At 61.8% G+C, this 15,951-nt stretch carries 14 protein-coding genes; 13 read left to right on the top strand and 1 reads right to left on the bottom strand.

Annotated features, from left to right (window positions below):
• Positions 1–121: 121 nt before the first annotated feature.
• The 7 genes from PspCFBP13509_RS04510 to PspCFBP13509_RS04480 are packed head-to-tail and all read left to right on the top strand — an operon-like array spanning position 122 to position 8,216.
• The gene (locus tag PspCFBP13509_RS04510; RefSeq protein ID WP_057702547.1) at positions 122–1,879 is read left to right on the top strand and encodes a carbamoyltransferase family protein; all 1,758 of its coding nucleotides are present in this window, start codon (positions 122–124) and stop codon (positions 1,877–1,879) included.
• On the top strand, positions 1,863–2,993 hold the full coding sequence (locus PspCFBP13509_RS04505) for a glycosyltransferase (protein ID WP_137211619.1): 1,131 nt from the start codon (positions 1,863–1,865) through the stop codon (positions 2,991–2,993). Before PspCFBP13509_RS04510 ends, PspCFBP13509_RS04505 begins: the two co-directional genes overlap by 17 nt.
• The gene (locus PspCFBP13509_RS04500) at positions 2,993–3,889 is read left to right on the top strand and encodes an antimicrobial resistance protein Mig-14 (RefSeq protein WP_137211618.1); all 897 of its coding nucleotides are present in this window, start codon (positions 2,993–2,995) and stop codon (positions 3,887–3,889) included. Before PspCFBP13509_RS04505 ends, PspCFBP13509_RS04500 begins: the two co-directional genes overlap by 1 nt.
• Entirely contained in the window at positions 3,886–5,283 is a 1,398-nt protein-coding gene (locus PspCFBP13509_RS04495; RefSeq protein ID WP_137211617.1) for a PIG-L deacetylase family protein, read from the top strand. Before PspCFBP13509_RS04500 ends, PspCFBP13509_RS04495 begins: the two co-directional genes overlap by 4 nt.
• A 23-nt stretch (positions 5,284–5,306) precedes the next feature.
• Positions 5,307–6,263: a glycosyltransferase family protein gene (locus PspCFBP13509_RS04490; protein WP_065925656.1), complete on the top strand. Its 957-nt coding sequence runs from the start codon at positions 5,307–5,309 to the stop codon at positions 6,261–6,263.
• A gap of 51 nt (positions 6,264–6,314) precedes the next feature.
• Entirely contained in the window at positions 6,315–7,079 is a 765-nt protein-coding gene (locus PspCFBP13509_RS04485; RefSeq protein WP_027604939.1) for a hypothetical protein, read from the top strand.
• Positions 7,080–7,118: 39 nt separating this feature from the next.
• The gene (locus PspCFBP13509_RS04480) at positions 7,119–8,216 is read left to right on the top strand and encodes a glycosyltransferase (RefSeq protein ID WP_065925655.1); all 1,098 of its coding nucleotides are present in this window, start codon (positions 7,119–7,121) and stop codon (positions 8,214–8,216) included.
• On the opposite strand, the gene PspCFBP13509_RS04475 is transcribed toward PspCFBP13509_RS04480, so the two are convergent.
• The gene (locus PspCFBP13509_RS04475; protein ID WP_178084537.1) at positions 8,205–8,771 is read right to left on the bottom strand and encodes a toluene tolerance protein; all 567 of its coding nucleotides are present in this window, start codon (positions 8,769–8,771) and stop codon (positions 8,205–8,207) included. The genes PspCFBP13509_RS04480 and PspCFBP13509_RS04475 overlap by 12 nt on opposite strands.
• Positions 8,772–8,919: 148 nt before the next feature.
• Here PspCFBP13509_RS04475 and PspCFBP13509_RS04470 point away from each other — a divergent pair, with 148 nt between their 5' ends.
• The 6 genes from PspCFBP13509_RS04470 to PspCFBP13509_RS04445 all read left to right on the top strand — a co-directional run bounded on the left by PspCFBP13509_RS04470 (position 8,920) and on the right by PspCFBP13509_RS04445 (position 15,831).
• The gene (locus PspCFBP13509_RS04470) at positions 8,920–10,098 is read left to right on the top strand and encodes an O-antigen ligase family protein (RefSeq protein ID WP_137211615.1); all 1,179 of its coding nucleotides are present in this window, start codon (positions 8,920–8,922) and stop codon (positions 10,096–10,098) included.
• A gap of 9 nt (positions 10,099–10,107) precedes the next feature.
• Positions 10,108–11,916: a lipid A export permease/ATP-binding protein MsbA gene (msbA, locus tag PspCFBP13509_RS04465; protein ID WP_065925654.1), complete on the top strand. Its 1,809-nt coding sequence runs from the start codon at positions 10,108–10,110 to the stop codon at positions 11,914–11,916.
• 153 nt (positions 11,917–12,069) lie between these two features.
• Entirely contained in the window at positions 12,070–12,774 is a 705-nt protein-coding gene (locus PspCFBP13509_RS04460; protein WP_065925653.1) for a sulfotransferase family 2 domain-containing protein, read from the top strand.
• The gene (gene cysC / locus PspCFBP13509_RS04455; protein ID WP_137211614.1) at positions 12,767–13,375 is read left to right on the top strand and encodes an adenylyl-sulfate kinase; all 609 of its coding nucleotides are present in this window, start codon (positions 12,767–12,769) and stop codon (positions 13,373–13,375) included. The genes PspCFBP13509_RS04460 and cysC overlap by 8 nt, the downstream gene beginning before the upstream one ends.
• 103 nt (positions 13,376–13,478) lie before the next feature.
• The gene (hldE, locus tag PspCFBP13509_RS04450) at positions 13,479–14,903 is read left to right on the top strand and encodes a bifunctional D-glycero-beta-D-manno-heptose-7-phosphate kinase/D-glycero-beta-D-manno-heptose 1-phosphate adenylyltransferase HldE (protein ID WP_065925651.1); all 1,425 of its coding nucleotides are present in this window, start codon (positions 13,479–13,481) and stop codon (positions 14,901–14,903) included.
• Positions 14,896–15,831: an NAD-dependent epimerase/dehydratase family protein gene (locus PspCFBP13509_RS04445; protein ID WP_065946618.1), complete on the top strand. Its 936-nt coding sequence runs from the start codon at positions 14,896–14,898 to the stop codon at positions 15,829–15,831. Before hldE ends, PspCFBP13509_RS04445 begins: the two co-directional genes overlap by 8 nt.
• The last annotated feature ends 120 nt before the right edge of the window (positions 15,832–15,951 follow it).

Below are 15,951 nucleotides of genomic sequence, written 5' to 3'. Positions count from 1 at the left end.
AACAGCTTCCCACTGCTTTTGAGCTATAATCCCGCCCTTTAGCTGTTTCCTGCCCAGGCGGGAAGCACACTTTTTTCAGGCGCAACCCGCCTGCATGCAGACTAAAAGAGGCTAGACCCCTGTGGCATTGACGATTCTTGGCCTGTCCGGCGCCCTTAGCCATGATCCTTCCGCAGCCTTGTATATCGACGGCAAGCTGATCGCGGCCGCCGAAGAAGAGCGCTTCGTACGCGACAAACATGCAAAGAACCGCATGCCCTACGAGTCGGCGAAGTTCTGCCTGGAACAGGCCGGCATCAAGCCTTCCGACGTTGATGTGGTGGCGATCCCGTTCGCCCCGATCAGCCTGTTCGGCGAGGCGCGCTGGCACTACGCCAAGCGTTACTGGTACGCCCCGGACCGCGCACTTGACGCGATCCTGATGGGCAACCGTCGCTACAAGCGCTATCGCAACAAGATCGTCTGGTGCCTGGAGCAACTGGGCTTCGACCCGAAGAAAATCAAGATCGAACCGGTTGAACACCACCTGGCCCACGCGTCCAGCGCCTACCACTGCTCCGGCTTCCAGGAGAAGACCGCGATCCTCGGCATCGACGGCAAGGGTGAGTACGCCACCACGTTCTTCGGCTACGGCGAAAACGGCAAGATCCACAAGATCAAGGAATTCTACGATCCGGACTCCCTCGGCGGCCTGTACGGCGCGATCACCGAGTTCCTCGGTTTCGAGATGCTCGACGGCGAGTTCAAAGTCATGGGCATGGCGCCGTACGGCGATGCCAGCAAGTACGACTTCTCGCGCCTGGCCTCGTTTGAAAACGGCGAGCTGGTGATCAACACCGACTACGCCAACGTCATTGGCCTGCGCCGTTATAAAGAGAAGGGCAAGGGCTTCTACTTCTCGCCGAAACTGATCGAGTGGCTGGGCCCCAAGCGCGAAGGCGACATCGCCGACGAGCCGTACATTCACTACGCCGCCAGCATGCAGGCGCTGTTTGAAAAGCTGGCCTTGCAGATGATCGACCATTACCTGGGCGATATCCTCAAGGACACCGGCAAGCTGGCCTTCGCCGGCGGCTGCGCGCTGAACGTCAAGCTGAACCAGAAGATCATTGCCCGTGACGACGTGAAAGAGCTGTTCGTGCAGCCGGCGTCCGGCGATGCCGGCACCGCCGTCGGTGCCGCCGCCTACGTGTCCCACGCCCGTGGTGTACCGGTGGAGAAGATGGAACACGTCTACCTCGGCCCGTCCTACAGCAACGAAGACGTGATCGCCGCCTGCGCCAAGCACGAGAGCAAGCCGAACTGGCGCAAGATCGAGAACATGCCCAAGCGCATTGCCAAGATCATGGTCGACGGCAACCCGGTGGCCTGGTTCCAGGGCCGCATGGAGTTTGGCCCGCGTGCCTTGGGCGGTCGTTCGATCATCGGTTGCCCAAGTGCGACCGGCGTGGCCGACCGTATCAACCACCAGATCAAGTTCCGCGAGCGCTGGAGGCCTTTCTGCCCGTCGATGCTCGACACCGTGGCCCCGCAGATGATCAAGGTCGATCACCCGGCGCCGTTCATGACCTTCACCTTTGAAGTGTCGGAAGAGTGGAAGACCCGCGTGCCGGAAGTGGTGCATGAAGACGGCACATCCCGCGCCCAGGTGCTCAAGCGCGAATACAACCCGCGCTACTACGACATGATGAAAGAGCTGGAAGTACTGACCGGCAACGGCGTGTCCCTGAACACCTCGCTCAACCGTCGTGGCGAAGCGATGATCTGCTCGCCGACCGACGCGCTGAACATGTTCTTCGGCTCTGACCTGCAGTACCTGATCATGGAAGACATCCTGGTCGTCAAGGACGGCGTGGACCCTTATGACGCGCTCGGCTGAACGCCACGTCCTGCAGTTCTGCCATGGCTATGACGGGCCATTCCTGGACTGCGCGCGGCAGTACGCCAGTTTGTTCGCAGGCTCCGGCTACAAGGTGACCACGGTGTTTCTCACGGGGGTCGCCGACCCGCACGTGGCCGCCGGTTGTGCGTCCGATGAAGTGTTGTTCATGGAATTCAGCTCCAAGGCCATTCGTGGCCTGAAGCTGGGTGCCATTCGTGAACTGCGCAAGATCGCCGCGTCGCGCAACTTCAGTTTTTGTATCGCGCACCGTTTCAAGCCGATCTACATCGCCTTGCTCGGCACACGGCTGCCGGTGATTGGCGTGCATCACGCCTTTGGTGACTATCAGCGTCGCAGTCGCAGGCTGTTTGCCGGGATCTTGCGCAAGCGCCTGAGCCTGCTGGGGGTTTCCGACGCGGTGCGTGACGATATGCGCCGTTGCCTGCCGACCTGGCCGGCGGCACGCATCCAGACGTTGTACAACCGCATCGACGTCGACGCCTTGCAGGCCACACAGGTGCCTGCACATGAGGCGCGCGACGCGTTGGGGTTGTCGCCGGACGAATGGGTGGTCGGCAATGTCGGCCGCCTGCACCCGGACAAGGACCAGGCCACACTGCTCAAGGGCTTTGCCCAGGCGCTGGCGCACTTGCCGGCCGAAAGCCGCCTGGCGATCCTCGGCAGCGGGCGCCTGGAGCAGGACCTCAAGGCCCTCGCACGGGAGCTGGGCATTGCCGACAAGGTGCTGTTCCTCGGCCAGGTGCCGGATGCGCGTCGGTACTTCCGGGCATTCGATGTGTTTGCCCTGAGCTCCGACCACGAACCCTTTGGCATGGTGCTGCTGGAAGCCATGGCGGCCGGCGTCCCGTTGCTGGCGACGGCCTGTGGCGGTGCGAAGGAGGTGGTCGAGGGCGTGGGTATCCTGTTTCCCTTCGGCGATGCCGAACACCTTGCCCAGGGGCTGCGGCATCTGGCAGCAATGGATCAACACCAGCAACGGCAGTGCGCCGAAATGATGCTGGAGCGCCTGCGCGAGCGTTTCTCGGATCAGGCGGTACGCGACACCTTCTGGCAATTGCCACACGTTATTGAACTGACCGCGGGGGCTTGATGCTCAATCGATTCCAAGGCTGGCGCGAGCGTGGCTGGTCCGTCGTCGATGCGCCGGTCTACAGCGATGCCTGGCAGCGTTTTGGCGGCAGTGTCGCGACCCACCCACAAGTGATCGAACGTCTCGCCGGGCTGGCCGACATCCCGGTGCGTTACCTGGCCTGGGAGCAGGGCGGCGAGCTTCAAGCCTGCATCGCGACCTGGGGGCGAGACCTGGCCTTGTCCAAGGATGTGCTCAAGCAACGCGGCAAAAAAGGTCTGTTCGACCTGGGTAACGCCGAGTTGATCCTGCCCGCCGCGCCTCAAGCCCAAGCGCCCTTGCGGCACCGCGCACGCTACTTGTCGGCCCTGAATGAAGGCCGTTTCAGCGGCCTCAAGCCCCAGGCCGAACAATTGGCCATGGCCCGCACCCCGGAAGAACTGTCGAAGAAGTTCCGCTACAACCAGCGTCGCGAACTGCGCTTGCTCGAAGAGGCCGGTGGGGTGGTGCGACCGGTGAGCGAGTTTTCCAGCGAGGAGCTGGCGGCGATCTACTGCGACCTGTTCCTGCGCCGCTGGGGCTTTGTCGCCACCGGCGCCGAACGCATGGCCGAGGTGATCGAGCTGCTGCGCGAATGGCTGATCGGTTCGGTGATCTTCCTCAATGATGCGCCCATCGCGGTCCAGTTGGTGTACCGGGTCGAGTCGCCGGAGTGGATCAGCGTGGAGTACGTCAACGGTGGCGTCGACCCTGAAACCCGGGCGTTCAGCCCGGGCAGTGTCCTGAGCTTCCTCAATACCCAGGGCGCCTGGGAACAGGCACGTGAAGTCGGCAAGCCGCTGCGTTTCTCCTTCGGGCGTGCCGACCGCGAGTACAAGGACCGTTGGTGCAACGCTGTGCCGGTGCTGACCGTATGAGCCGCAAACAGCAATTGCTCAAGCGCCATCGGCGCAACAAACGGGTCGGCTTGCTGATCGGCTTGCTGCTGCTGGTGGTGATTGGTATCTGGGTGGCGTGGTGGCTGCCGTTGGCGCTCGGTGTGCTGGCCTGGATCGCCCACGAGGCATGGTTTGCCGACCATCTGTTTTATGCGCCCCACGAAGACTACCAATACCGGTTTTCGACGGATGCCGAGGTGGCCGGGGTTCGCTTCGACGGTGACCGGCTGCGGGTGGATTCGCCGCTGCAAGCCGAGGCGACCCTGGTATTGGCTATCAAGGTCAAGAGTGGTTGGTTGGGACGTTTCCTGGATCCGGCCATTGAGATTCTGGGCGGCGGGAGCACTGACCGACAGGCCTTCGAGCGCGGGGTGAATGGCGTTCGCTACCTGAACCTCAGTGGCTGGGCGCCGGCCCTGATGTCCGGTGAGTTGCGTTTACGCGGGCGCTTTTGCAGCCTGCAGGGCGCTCCTCGGCTGTGGGCCTGGGGTACGCCGGATTATTCGGCGCAGCGGGTCATGGTTATCGCGCCTCATGCCGACGATGCCGAATTGGCTGCCTTCGGTCTTTACAGCCAGGCCGACAAGCCGTGGATCGTGACCCTTACCGCCGGTGAAATCGAAGCCGAGCACTATCAACGCATGGGCCTGGATCCGGTCGAGGCCGCGCGGACCAAAGGGCGCCTGCGTGCCTGGGACAGCATTGCCGTGCCGCTTTGGGCCGGCGTACCACAGGCACACTGTGTGCAGCTGGGTTACTTCTGCCTGCAACTGTCGGCGATGCGCGCTGCGCCTGATCAGCCGATCGCTTCGCGCGAGGCCGACCTGTCGGATACCCGCCTGTTCCGCCAATTCAACCCTTTCCCGTTGCCGGCGGATGCCGATGGCCTGCCGACCTGGCAAAACCTGCTCGCCGATCTGCGTCAGTTGCTGCTGACCGCACGCCCTGAAGTGATCGTCTTGCCCCATCCGGTCCTGGATCCTCATCCGGACCACATCTGTGCGCAGCAAGCGGTGATCGAAGCCTTGCAAGGTTTGGAGTGGCAGCCGACCACCGTGCTCGGCTACGCCAACCACCTGCATGACAACGACCGCTGGCCCATGGGCGACGCGGGCACCGGTATTGCCTTGCCGCCGCTGTTCGATGACGCGCTGGAACTGTGGCCGTGCAGCCTGTCGCTGTCGCTGGCCCGGCAGCGCGACAAGGCCATGGCGCTGGGCATGATGCATGACCTGCAACCCGCCCCGCCGTTCAAGCGTCGTGTGCGGCGCTGGCTGCAACGGGTCTTGGCGGGACGGGCGCGGTCGCCTTATGGTGAGAACGAGTTTTTCCGCAAGGCCGTACGACGGCATGAGTTGTTCTGGCGTTTGTGACGGCAGTTGTGAAAGGGAAGGTCATGAAAGTTTTGTTTCTGGTACAGAAAGAACAGCGCGCGATTCTCGATCGCCTGTACGAAGGCATTGCCGAGCACTGCGAGTGTGATACCCGCTGGCTGAGCAGTGCTGAGCAGCGCAACCTGCGCGGTTACTTCAAGCGTGAAGTCGACGTGAGCCGTTATGACCGCATCGTGTTCTTCCTGCGGTTCAAGCAGGAGATTCGCCAGGCCGGCTTTATCCGTACGATCCCGAACCTGGTGATCCTCGAACACGATGCCTACCAGAACTACATTCCCTGCAAGTACACGGGCAAGTTCAGTGCCCATTACCGTCGCTTGCCGTGGGTGCGGGTCATCAGTTCGGGGCATATGGTGACCGAGCGCCTGCGCGCCGAAGGCTTCGATGCGGTGTTCGTGCCCAAGGGCTACGATCAGGCGCTGTTGCAGGCCCAGGGATTGGAGCGCGACATTGAGCTGGCATTTGTCGGCAGCACCAACAGCGTGGCCTACAGTGGTCGCAAGGCATTGCTCGATGAGTTGGCCCGCGTTGAACCTTTGGTGGTTACGCGCACCAAATCCGGTGAGGAATACTGCGCAACCCTCAACCGGATTCGTTTTTTCGTCAGTGCCGACGTGGGCATGGGCGAGTATATGATCAAGAACTTCGAAGCCATGGCCTGTGGTTGTGTGCTGCTGGCGTTTGACCAGGGTGCCGGGGAAAACCAGGCCCTTGGCTTCAAGGACATGGTCAATGTGGTGTTCTATAAAGACATTCCCCAGTTGCAGGAAAAACTCGCTGCATTGCGATCCAATCCTCAACTGGCGGCCGAGATTGCGCGCAACGGGCAGGACCTCGCGGTCAGCCAGTTCAGCTTTGCGCGCATCGGCCAGCGCATTGTCGAGGCGCTGAAGCCGCCGCTGCGGCCCCGGGCACCGTTGAGTTTGCTGGAAACGCTGCGCTTGAAACTAGGCGTTTGATATCTGCCAGGTGGCCGCGCTTGGTGGCCTTATGATATTATCGAGGCTTGAATGCAATTCTCCGCTCAAAGCGATATAACGCTCGTCGTGACCAGTTGTGGTCGCTTCGATTTGCTGAAGCGCACGCTCGCGAGCTTCGATCTGTTCAATACAGCGGCCATCCGCGAAGTCTTCATTACCGAAGACTCTGGCGATGACGCGGTACGCCTGGCGATTCCCGAGCATTGGCTCGGCCATTGCACGTTCCTGATCAACCGCCCGAAGCTGGGGCAATTGGCATCCATCGACTTGGCCTACGGGTCGGTCAAGACCCCGTACATATTCCATTGCGAAGATGACTGGGCGTTTTATCGACCCGGTTTTGTCGAGGATTCGAAGACAGTGCTGGAGCAGCGTCCCGATATTCTCCAAGTCTGGTTGCGCAATTACGTTTACGACTTGCAGGTGCACAGCCCCTATATTCATCTGGGGCCGCGCGAGGTGATTGGCGGGGTACCTTGTTATTCCTTGCTGTCCGACAAGCCTGAGTGGCAAGGGTTCTCGCTGAACCCGGGGCTGCGACGTATCAAGGAATACCGGTTATGTGCACCCTATGCCGGGTTCGAGGGTGAGAAAGGGCTTTCCAGGCGTTACGCGCAGCTGAACCTGGGCGCCGTCACCCTGGAGGGCGATGCGGTCTTGCACACCGGTTTCGGTTTGCATGTGGCGACGGCGGAAGAGCGCTTGACCAAGGCGCGGCGCAAGCGGCGAGAGCGGGTCAAGCTGGTGCTCATGCTGATCCTGGGGGTCGGCATCGGTTGGTTGATCCGCCAGTAAATACGACGAGCCACACCAACGCCGCATAAGGTTTTTTCGATGAGTATTCTCAACATCATGTGGGCTGGTGGCTCTGCATTCGCTTCGGTGCAGAAGGTTCATCAGCAAATACTGGCCCAGGCCGACAGCGATGTACCGGTGCACACCTGGTTGCTTCAGGGCAGCGCCGCTGGCAGCGATGGCCTGGTCGAACAGGCCGTCGAGTGGAACCTCTCATCCGCCAGGCTCAAGGGGCGGCACCTGTGGAAGTGGCTGATGCCCTGGATGCGTGCGCGCTTCCAGAAGGCCCTGCCTGAGGATGTGCAGGTTGTACTGCTAGATGGCATCGGTGTCGCGCGAGTGCTTTTACCGGTGCTCAAGCACCTGCCGCAGGTGCGGGCCGTGGTGATTTTTCATGGCGTCACGCGCTTGCGCAAAGCTGATCGCAAGCTCTTCGAGCAACTCCCGGCGTCGCAACTGACGCTGGCGGCCGTGTCGCAAACCCTCGCCGGCTCCCTTGAGCGTTACCTGCAACGGCCCGTGGCGGTGCTGCGCAGTGCCTTCGATCCTGCGGTGTTTCGTGCCGCCGCGCTTGCCCGTGAGCCGGCTCGATCCCGCCTGGGGCTGCCGTTGGATGGCTCGCCGGCAGTGGGGGCGGTAGGTCGACTGGTCGACGGCAAGGGGTTTGGCTGTTTGCTGGAGGCCTTTGCCAGTGCGACGGCCGATCGGCCGGATGCGCGTCTGGTGATCATCGGCGAGGGGCCGGCGAGGCCCAGGCTTGAGGCGCGTATCGAGGCGCTTGGCTTGCGCGACAAGGTGTACCTGCCGGGGCATCTTCCTGAGGCGGCGACCCTTTATCGGGCGTTTGACTGGGTCGCCATTCCGTCGACGGAAGAGGGCCTGGGGTTGATCCTGCAAGAGGCGGTGATGGCCGGCGTGCCTGTACTGACCAGCGAGCTGGCAGTGTTCCGCGAACAACTGGGTGATGCCGGCTGGTACGCGCCCGTAGACAGCGCCACGTCCTGGGGGCAACTCCTGGCACGCGCGTTCGTGAGTTCCGGCGTGCAGGTTGTCGAGGCTCAATCGCGGGCGTTGGCGCCGGAGCAGGCCTGGAACGATTTCACTGAAACCACCCGGCGGCTGTTCTCATGCCGCTAGCAGCGCTTGCTCCAGTGCTTGCATTGGAAAGTGTTCGTTCAGCTTCTCGCGCGCAATATAGCGGGCGAAGTGTTGCAGGTTGCGCCTTGCCAGTTCCGGGTTCAGGGGCGCGCGCAGGAAACGCATGTCGGCCACGTCGATCAGGCCCATTTCATTGTCCGGTGTCACGACAATATTGCCCAGGTGCAACGAACGGAAGTAGATGCCCGCGCCATGCAGGCGGCGAATAAGGGCCACCAGCGGGTCGAGGTTGGTGTGCCAGTCAAAGCCTTCACGGTTGGAAATCTGGCGTAGCGTTTCGCCCGGCAAGGGGCGGTAGAGTACGGCGGTCATGCCGGGCGCCGTCAGTTGAAAGAACGCGAGCACGGTCAGGGTCGGGATGCCCCGTTGTTGCAACTGCGCCACGTTGTCGATGAAACGCTTGGAGTACGGGCGGAACAGCGCGGACGACAGCAGGCGCTTGCGGCGAAACAGCTTGAGGATGTTCCCGTTGGTCAGCAGGTAGACTTTGGGCCCGTAGCTGTCCTGTTCCAGGATTCTGGCACCTTCAATCATCGCGGTTAAATCGGCTTGGGAAAGCCTTGAACATTGCATCGTCGGAAAGCCTTGTGGGAGTCGCGGGCACAGTGATCGGTAATAATGCCGAAAGTTTTGGGTTTTAACCATGCCGGGTTGGCGGGTTGAACGTATTCAGGAGCGGGTGATGCAAGCAAGTCGTTGGGCGCAGGTATGGATGATTTTCGGGTTACTTTGGTTTTTGCTGGCGATTGCTTTTGCCCCGACCAATAAGATTTATCAACAGGGGTTGACGCTGTTCCTGTGGTTGCCGGCGATGGTGTTTGCCTGGTCGGCCCGTGAGCGTCTCATGGAGGTCTGGCGCGAACAGCGCTGGCTCTGCGTGATGGTCGGGTTGCTGGCAGCTTGGGGGGCGATCAGCCTGACGTGGACCAATGCCGAGGACCCTTCGCGCGAAGCCAAGCGTCTGCTGTACATCGGCGTGTTCCTGCTGTTTTTCCCGGTACTCGCCGGTGGCCGGACCGAGCAGGTGATCCGCGTGATGCAATGGGGTGGTTTCGGCCTGGCCCTGTCGTCGCTCCTGGCGATCATCAAATTCTATGGCTTTGAGCATAACGACTGGTATGCGCGCCTCGAAGGCCTGGGCCAGTTGAGCCATCCGATCCTGGGTGCCTATGTGATCGGCCTGGCCGCCGTGTGGTTGCTGCACTGGCTGCCGCGCGGTCGCTGGATGCAGGTGGCATGGGCAGTGTCCATCGCGTTGCTTGGGTTGTTCGTGGTGTTGAGTCAAAGCCGCGGCGCCGCACTGGCGTTGTTGCTGACTGTCGTGGCAATGCCGGCCTGGTGCCGTGACCGCCGTAGCACGGTGATTGCCATTGGTGCGGTCATCGCGGCGCTGGCGGTGTTCTTCGCCATGCAGTCCCTGGTGCTGGCCCGGGGTGTGTCTTACCGACCGCAGATCTTCATGGCCGCCGTGCAGATGATCAGCGAGCGCCCGTGGACCGGCCTGGGGCTGGGCGGGGACTACAAGGTATTTGCCGATAACCTCTTTTTCGATCACTCCCACAACCTGTTCACCCACGTGAGCATCGAGTTGGGCCTGCCCGGCCTGCTGCTGTGGTGCGGCCTGTGGTTCGGGGTGCTGTGGCAGGCCTGGAAGGCCCGCGACACGCTCTATGGCAAGGGCATCATCGGCATGTGGGTGTTTTCGTTCCTGGCCATGCAATTCGATGCCGCCAGCCTGACCGGCACGCCGCGGGCCGAGTGGTTTATCTCCTGGCTGCCGATTGCCCTGGCCAGTGTTTTGGTCTGGGCTCGGGCCAAACCCGACGCGTGTGATAAAGTTCGCGTCCTACCCAATCAGTGAGCTCGACACATGAGTGACGCACCGCCCAAAGCGGACCAGGAATCCAGCCTGAAAATCTATTTCCGGCTGCTGGGCTATGTGAAACCGTACCTCGGCATGTTCCTGCTGAGTATCGTGGGCTTCGTGATCTTCGCTTCGACCCAGCCAATGCTCGCCGGGATTCTCAAGTACTTCGTCGATGGCTTGAGCAACCCCGATGTGGTGTTCCTGCCCAATATCCCGTTGTTCAAGGACCTGAAGTTGCTGATGGCCGTGCCGCTGCTGATCATCCTGATCGCCGCGTGGCAGGGGCTGGGGTCGTTCCTGGGCAACTACTACCTGGCCAAGGTTTCCCTGGGGCTGGTGCATGACCTGCGGGTCCAGTTGTTCAACAAGCTGCTGGTGTTGCCTAACCGCTATTTCGATACCCACAACTCCGGGCACCTGATTTCCCGTATCACCTTCAACGTGACCATGGTCACCGGTGCGGCCACCGATGCAATCAAGGTGGTGATCCGCGAAGGCCTGACGGTGGTGTTCCTGTTCGGCTACCTGCTGTGGATGAACTGGAAGCTGACCCTCGTGATGCTGGCGATCCTGCCGCTGATCGCGATCATGGTCGGCAGCACCAGCAAGAAATTCCGCAAGCAGAGCAAGAAGATCCAGGTGGCAATGGGCGATGTTACGCACGTCGCTTCGGAAACCATCCAGGGTTACCGCGTGGTGCGCAGCTTCGGTGGCGAAAGCTACGAGGAGCGTCGCTTTGCCGCCGCCAGCCAGGGCAATACCGACAAGCAGCTGCGCATGAACAAGACCGGTGCGGTCTATACGCCGATGCTGCAACTGGTGATCTACACGGCCATGGCCGCGTTGATGTTCCTGGTGCTGCTGTTGCGCGGTGAAGCCACGGCGGGTGACCTGGTGGCCTACATTACTGCGGCGGGCCTGCTGCCCAAGCCGATTCGCCAGCTGTCGGAAGTCAGCTCGACGATCCAGAAAGGCGTGGCCGGTGCCGAGAGCATCTTCGAACAACTGGATGAAGAACCCGAAGTCGACAGCGGCACTGTGGAGCGTGATCGCGTCAGCGGTCGCCTGGACGTGCGCAACCTGAGTTTCACCTACCCGGGTACGGAGCGTGAGGTGCTCAAGAACATCAGCTTCAGCGCAGCCCCTGGGCAGATGATCGCCCTGGTCGGCCGCTCGGGCAGCGGCAAGTCGACCCTGGCTAGCCTGATCCCGCGTTTCTACCATCATGAAACCGGGGAAATCCTGCTGGACGAGGTCGAGATCGAAGACTACCGCCTGCGTAACCTGCGTCGTCACGTGGCCCAGGTGACCCAGCATGTGACCTTGTTCAACGACACCGTGGCCAACAACATCGCCTACGGCGACCTGGCCGATGCACCCCGTGCCGACATCGAGAAAGCCGCCGCCGACGCCTACGCCATGGACTTCATCTCCGAGCTGCCAAAAGGCCTGGACACCGAAGTCGGTGAAAATGGCGTGCTGCTTTCCGGTGGTCAACGTCAGCGCCTGGCGATCGCCCGGGCCCTGCTGAAAAATGCCCCGCTGCTGATCCTCGATGAGGCCACTTCGGCCCTGGATACCGAGTCCGAGCGGCATATCCAGGCTGCACTGGACAAGGTCATGAAAGGTCGCACCACCCTGGTGATTGCGCACCGTTTGTCCACCATTGAGAAAGCCGACCTGATTCTGGTGATGGACCACGGCGAAATTGTCGAGCGCGGGACACATCTCGAACTGCTGGCCATGGGCGGCTATTACTCGCGCCTGCACGCCATGGGGCTGGACGAGCCGGCCACGGCAAACATCACCTGACCAGCCGGGGCGCGCAATGCGCCCCGGTGTTTGTATCAGGCCCGTTACAGGGCTTGACCAAAGCCAAATAATCCAGCGCTTGTCGTTTGTTATGTTGGCCTTCTCGATTCGAATGACGAACGAGAGGGCTAACCTTCTTGCGTGGGTATTGGAATGTTGCAACGTCTACTGTGGAAGCTGCTTCCCAAACACCAGAGGGTGTTTCTGCTGGGGCGTTTGTCGGTGGTGGATCGCCAGGCGGTGAACAAATCCCTGTCTGGGGTAGCAACGCTTAACCCGGCTTTCGAACGACACCAGTGCGTGTTTATCCATGTGCCCAAATGCGCCGGCAGCAGCGTGTGCTCGGCACTTCTCGAGGGGCGCTGGCCGGGGCATCTGCCGTATTACTGGTATGAGCAGCAATTTCCCCAACACTGCGAGCGCAGCTTCAAATTCGCTTTCGTACGCGACCCGCTGGAGCGCGCTTACTCGGCCTATACCTACTTGCGCGGCAACCCTATGGGCGCTCGCGACCTGCAAGCCCAGTCGCTCGTTTCCAGCTACCGCGACTTCGACCATTTCATTGCCGGCTGGCTGCACCCGGATAACCTGCGACGTCAATTGCACTTTGCTCCCCAGACCGACTTCCTGGTCGATCACATGGGCCAGATGGCCATGGACTTCCTCGGGCGCCAGGAGTCTTTGCAGCAAGACTTCCTGCACCTGTGCGAACGCCTCGGCGTGGACTCATCCCTGCCACATCTGAATGTTTCCCTGGGGCGTCGCCACGAGGCGGTCAGGGACTTTTGCTCCTCGCGCACGCGCCGATTGGTCAGGCGTGCCTATCAACGTGACTACGAGGTGTTGGGTTATGAATAGCCAGTTGCTGACCGGCGGTGGCGCTGCCATCCGTCCCTTTTCCCTATCGCTGTCCGTGGCCGCACGGGCGGCACTCAAGCATCAGCAGCCCTGCTGCGTATGGCTGACGGGGCTGTCCGGGTCCGGCAAGTCGACCCTGGCCAATGCCCTGGAGGTGCAACTCAACGAGCAGGGGCGGCACACCTTCGTGCTTGATGGCGATAACTTGCGCGCGGGGCTGTGCAATGACCTGGGCATGAGCGACGCGGCGCGCAAGGAAAATATCCGGCGTATCGGCGAAGTGGCGCGCCTGATGGTGGACGCCGGCTTGATTGTCATTGTGTCGGCGATCTCGCCGTTCAGCGTCGATCGGGCGCGGGCCAGGGTGCTGTTCGGGCCGGAGCAGTTCTTTGAGATTTATGTCAGCACGCCCTTTGACGTATGTGCCCGGCGCGATCCCAAGGGCTTGTACCGCGCCGCACTGGAGGGGCGCATCAAGGCCTTCACCGGGTTGGACAGCCCCTATGAGGCACCGCTTGCGGCCGACTGCGAAATCAATACCGATGAGGTTGAGTTGGCCGAAGCCGTGGAGCAGATCCTGGCGGCACTGTTTAAAAAGTGATCAGTTTCAGTGCCTGATGCATCGCGGATAAAGCTCTCGAACTAGGCGGCGCTCACCCTGTGCTAATATCGCGCCCCTGTTCATTTTGTATGTGGGTTGCTCCATGAAGTTGTCCATGCCGCGATTCGATCAAGCCCCTGTCTTGGTGGTCGGCGATGTCATGCTCGACCGTTACTGGCATGGCGGTACCTCACGGATTTCCCCTGAGGCGCCGGTACCGGTAGTCAAGGTCGAGCAAATCGAAGACCGTCCAGGTGGCGCTGCCAACGTTGCCCTCAATATTGCCGCCCTCGGCGCCCCGGCCTCCCTGGTCGGTGTGACCGGCGACGACGAAGCCGCCGACAGCCTGGCCAACAGCCTGCGCGGCGCCGGCGTGCGCGCGCTGTTCCAGCGCATTGCCCATCAGCCGACCATCGTCAAGCTGAGGGTGATGAGCCGTCACCAGCAATTGCTGCGTATCGATTTCGAAGAACCCTTCGCCACCGACGCCCTGGCTCTCAGTGGCCAGGTCGACGCGTTGCTCGAAGGTATCAAGGTGCTGGTGTTGTCCGACTACGGCAAAGGCGCCCTGAAGAACCACCAGGAACTGATCCAGGCCGCCAAGGCGCGGAACATTCCGGTACTGGCCGATCCCAAGGGCAAGGACTTCTCGATTTATCGAGGTGCCAGCCTGATCACACCGAACCTCAGCGAGTTCGAAGCCATCGTCGGCGGTTGCGCCGATGAGCACGACCTGGTGAGCAAAGGCGCGGCACTCATGGCCGACCTTGACCTCGGCGCCTTGCTGGTGACCCGTGGCGAGCACGGCATGACCCTGCTGCGTCCCGGTCACCCGGCGATGCACCTGCCGGCGCGTGCCCGTGAAGTGTTTGACGTCACCGGTGCCGGTGACACCGTGATTTCCACCCTGGCGGCCTCCATTGCGGCCGGCGAAGAGTTGCCCCACGCCGTGGCCCTGGCCAACCTGGCGGCGGGCATTGTAGTCGGCAAGCTGGGGACGGCCGCGATCAGCGCGCCTGAACTGCGCCGTGCGATCCAGCGCTCCGAAGGTTCGGAACGTGGTGTGCTGAGCATCGAGCAATTGCTGCTGGCGATTGACGATGCCCGTGCCCACAACGAAAGCATTGTGTTCACCAATGGCTGTTTCGACATCCTGCACGCCGGCCATGTGACCTACCTGGAGCAGGCTCGCGCCCAAGGTGATCGGCTGATCGTCGCGGTCAACGATGACGCGTCGGTCAGCCGCCTGAAAGGCCCTGGCCGTCCGATCAACAGCGTCGACCGACGCATGGCGGTATTGGCCGGGTTGGGCGCGGTGGATTGGGTGATCAGCTTCCCTGAAGCCACCCCGGAAAACCTGCTGGCCCAGGTCAAGCCGGACGTGCTGGTCAAGGGCGGCGACTACTCCGTCGACCAGGTGGTCGGTGCCGACATCGTCAGTGCCTACGGCGGCAAGGTCAAAGTGCTGGGCCTGGTTGAGAACAGCTCGACCACCGCCATTGTCGAGAAGATCCGCAACAATGAGTAAGGCTGATCCGTTGGTCCTGATCACCGGTGGCGCGGGCTTCATTGGCTCGCACCTGGTCGACGCGCTGCTTGCCAAGGGCTACGCAGTGCGAGTGCTGGATAACCTGTCCACGGGCAAACGCAGCAACCTGCCGCTGGACAACCCGCGCGTCGAGCTGCTCGAGGGGGATGTCGCCGATGCCGGGCTGGTGGCGCGTGCCGCTGTCGGCGCGACGGCGGTGGTGCACCTGGCGGCGGTCGCTTCGGTGCAGGCTTCGGTGGATGACCCGGTCAGCACGCACCAGAGCAATTTCGTCGGTACCCTGAATGTCTGCGAAGCCATGCGCAAAGCCGGTGTGAAGCGGGTGGTATTCGCTTCCAGCGCGGCGGTGTATGGCAACAACGGCGAAGGCGCTTCCATTGACGAAGAGACCACCAAGGCGCCGTTGACGCCCTATGCCTCGGACAAGTTGGCCGGCGAGCATTACTTCGACTTCTACCGGCGCCAGCATGGCCTGGAGCCGGTGATTTTCCGCTTCTTCAATATCTTCGGCCCGCGCCAGGATCCGTCATCGCCGTACTCCGGCGTGATCAGCATCTTCAGCGAACGGGCTCAGCAAGGCCTGCCGATTGCCGTGTTCGGCGATGGCGAGCAGACCCGCGACTTCATGTACGTGGAAGACCTGGTGGACGTGCTGGTGCAGGCCATCGAAGCCCCGGACGCGCCGTTGGGGGCGATCAACGTCGGCTGGAACCGCACGACTACCCTCAAGCAGGTGCTGCAGGCACTGGAAGAGGCCATTGGTACGTTGCCTGCCGTGACTTACGGCCCGGCACGCTCGGGAGATATTCGGCATTCGCGGGCGAATAACCAGCGTTTGCTGGCCAGCTTCAAGCTACCTGAGCCGACCCCGCTGACGGTTGGCCTGGCGCGGTTGCTCAGAGGCTGACTGTTCACCTGTAGGAGCGAGCTTGCTCGCGAAGCTCGTCAACGATAACGCGGGTATCCTGATTAAAAGCGGCGCCCTTGAGTTTTTCGCGAGCAAGCTCGCTCCTACAGTTATCGAAGC

This window comes from Pseudomonas sp. CFBP13509 (genome assembly GCF_005233485.1).
Taxonomy (GTDB): domain Bacteria; phylum Pseudomonadota; class Gammaproteobacteria; order Pseudomonadales; family Pseudomonadaceae; genus Aquipseudomonas; species Aquipseudomonas marginalis.
The sequence above is the reverse complement of the archived record's forward strand: the minus strand, read 5'-3'. Positions and strand labels throughout refer to the sequence as shown.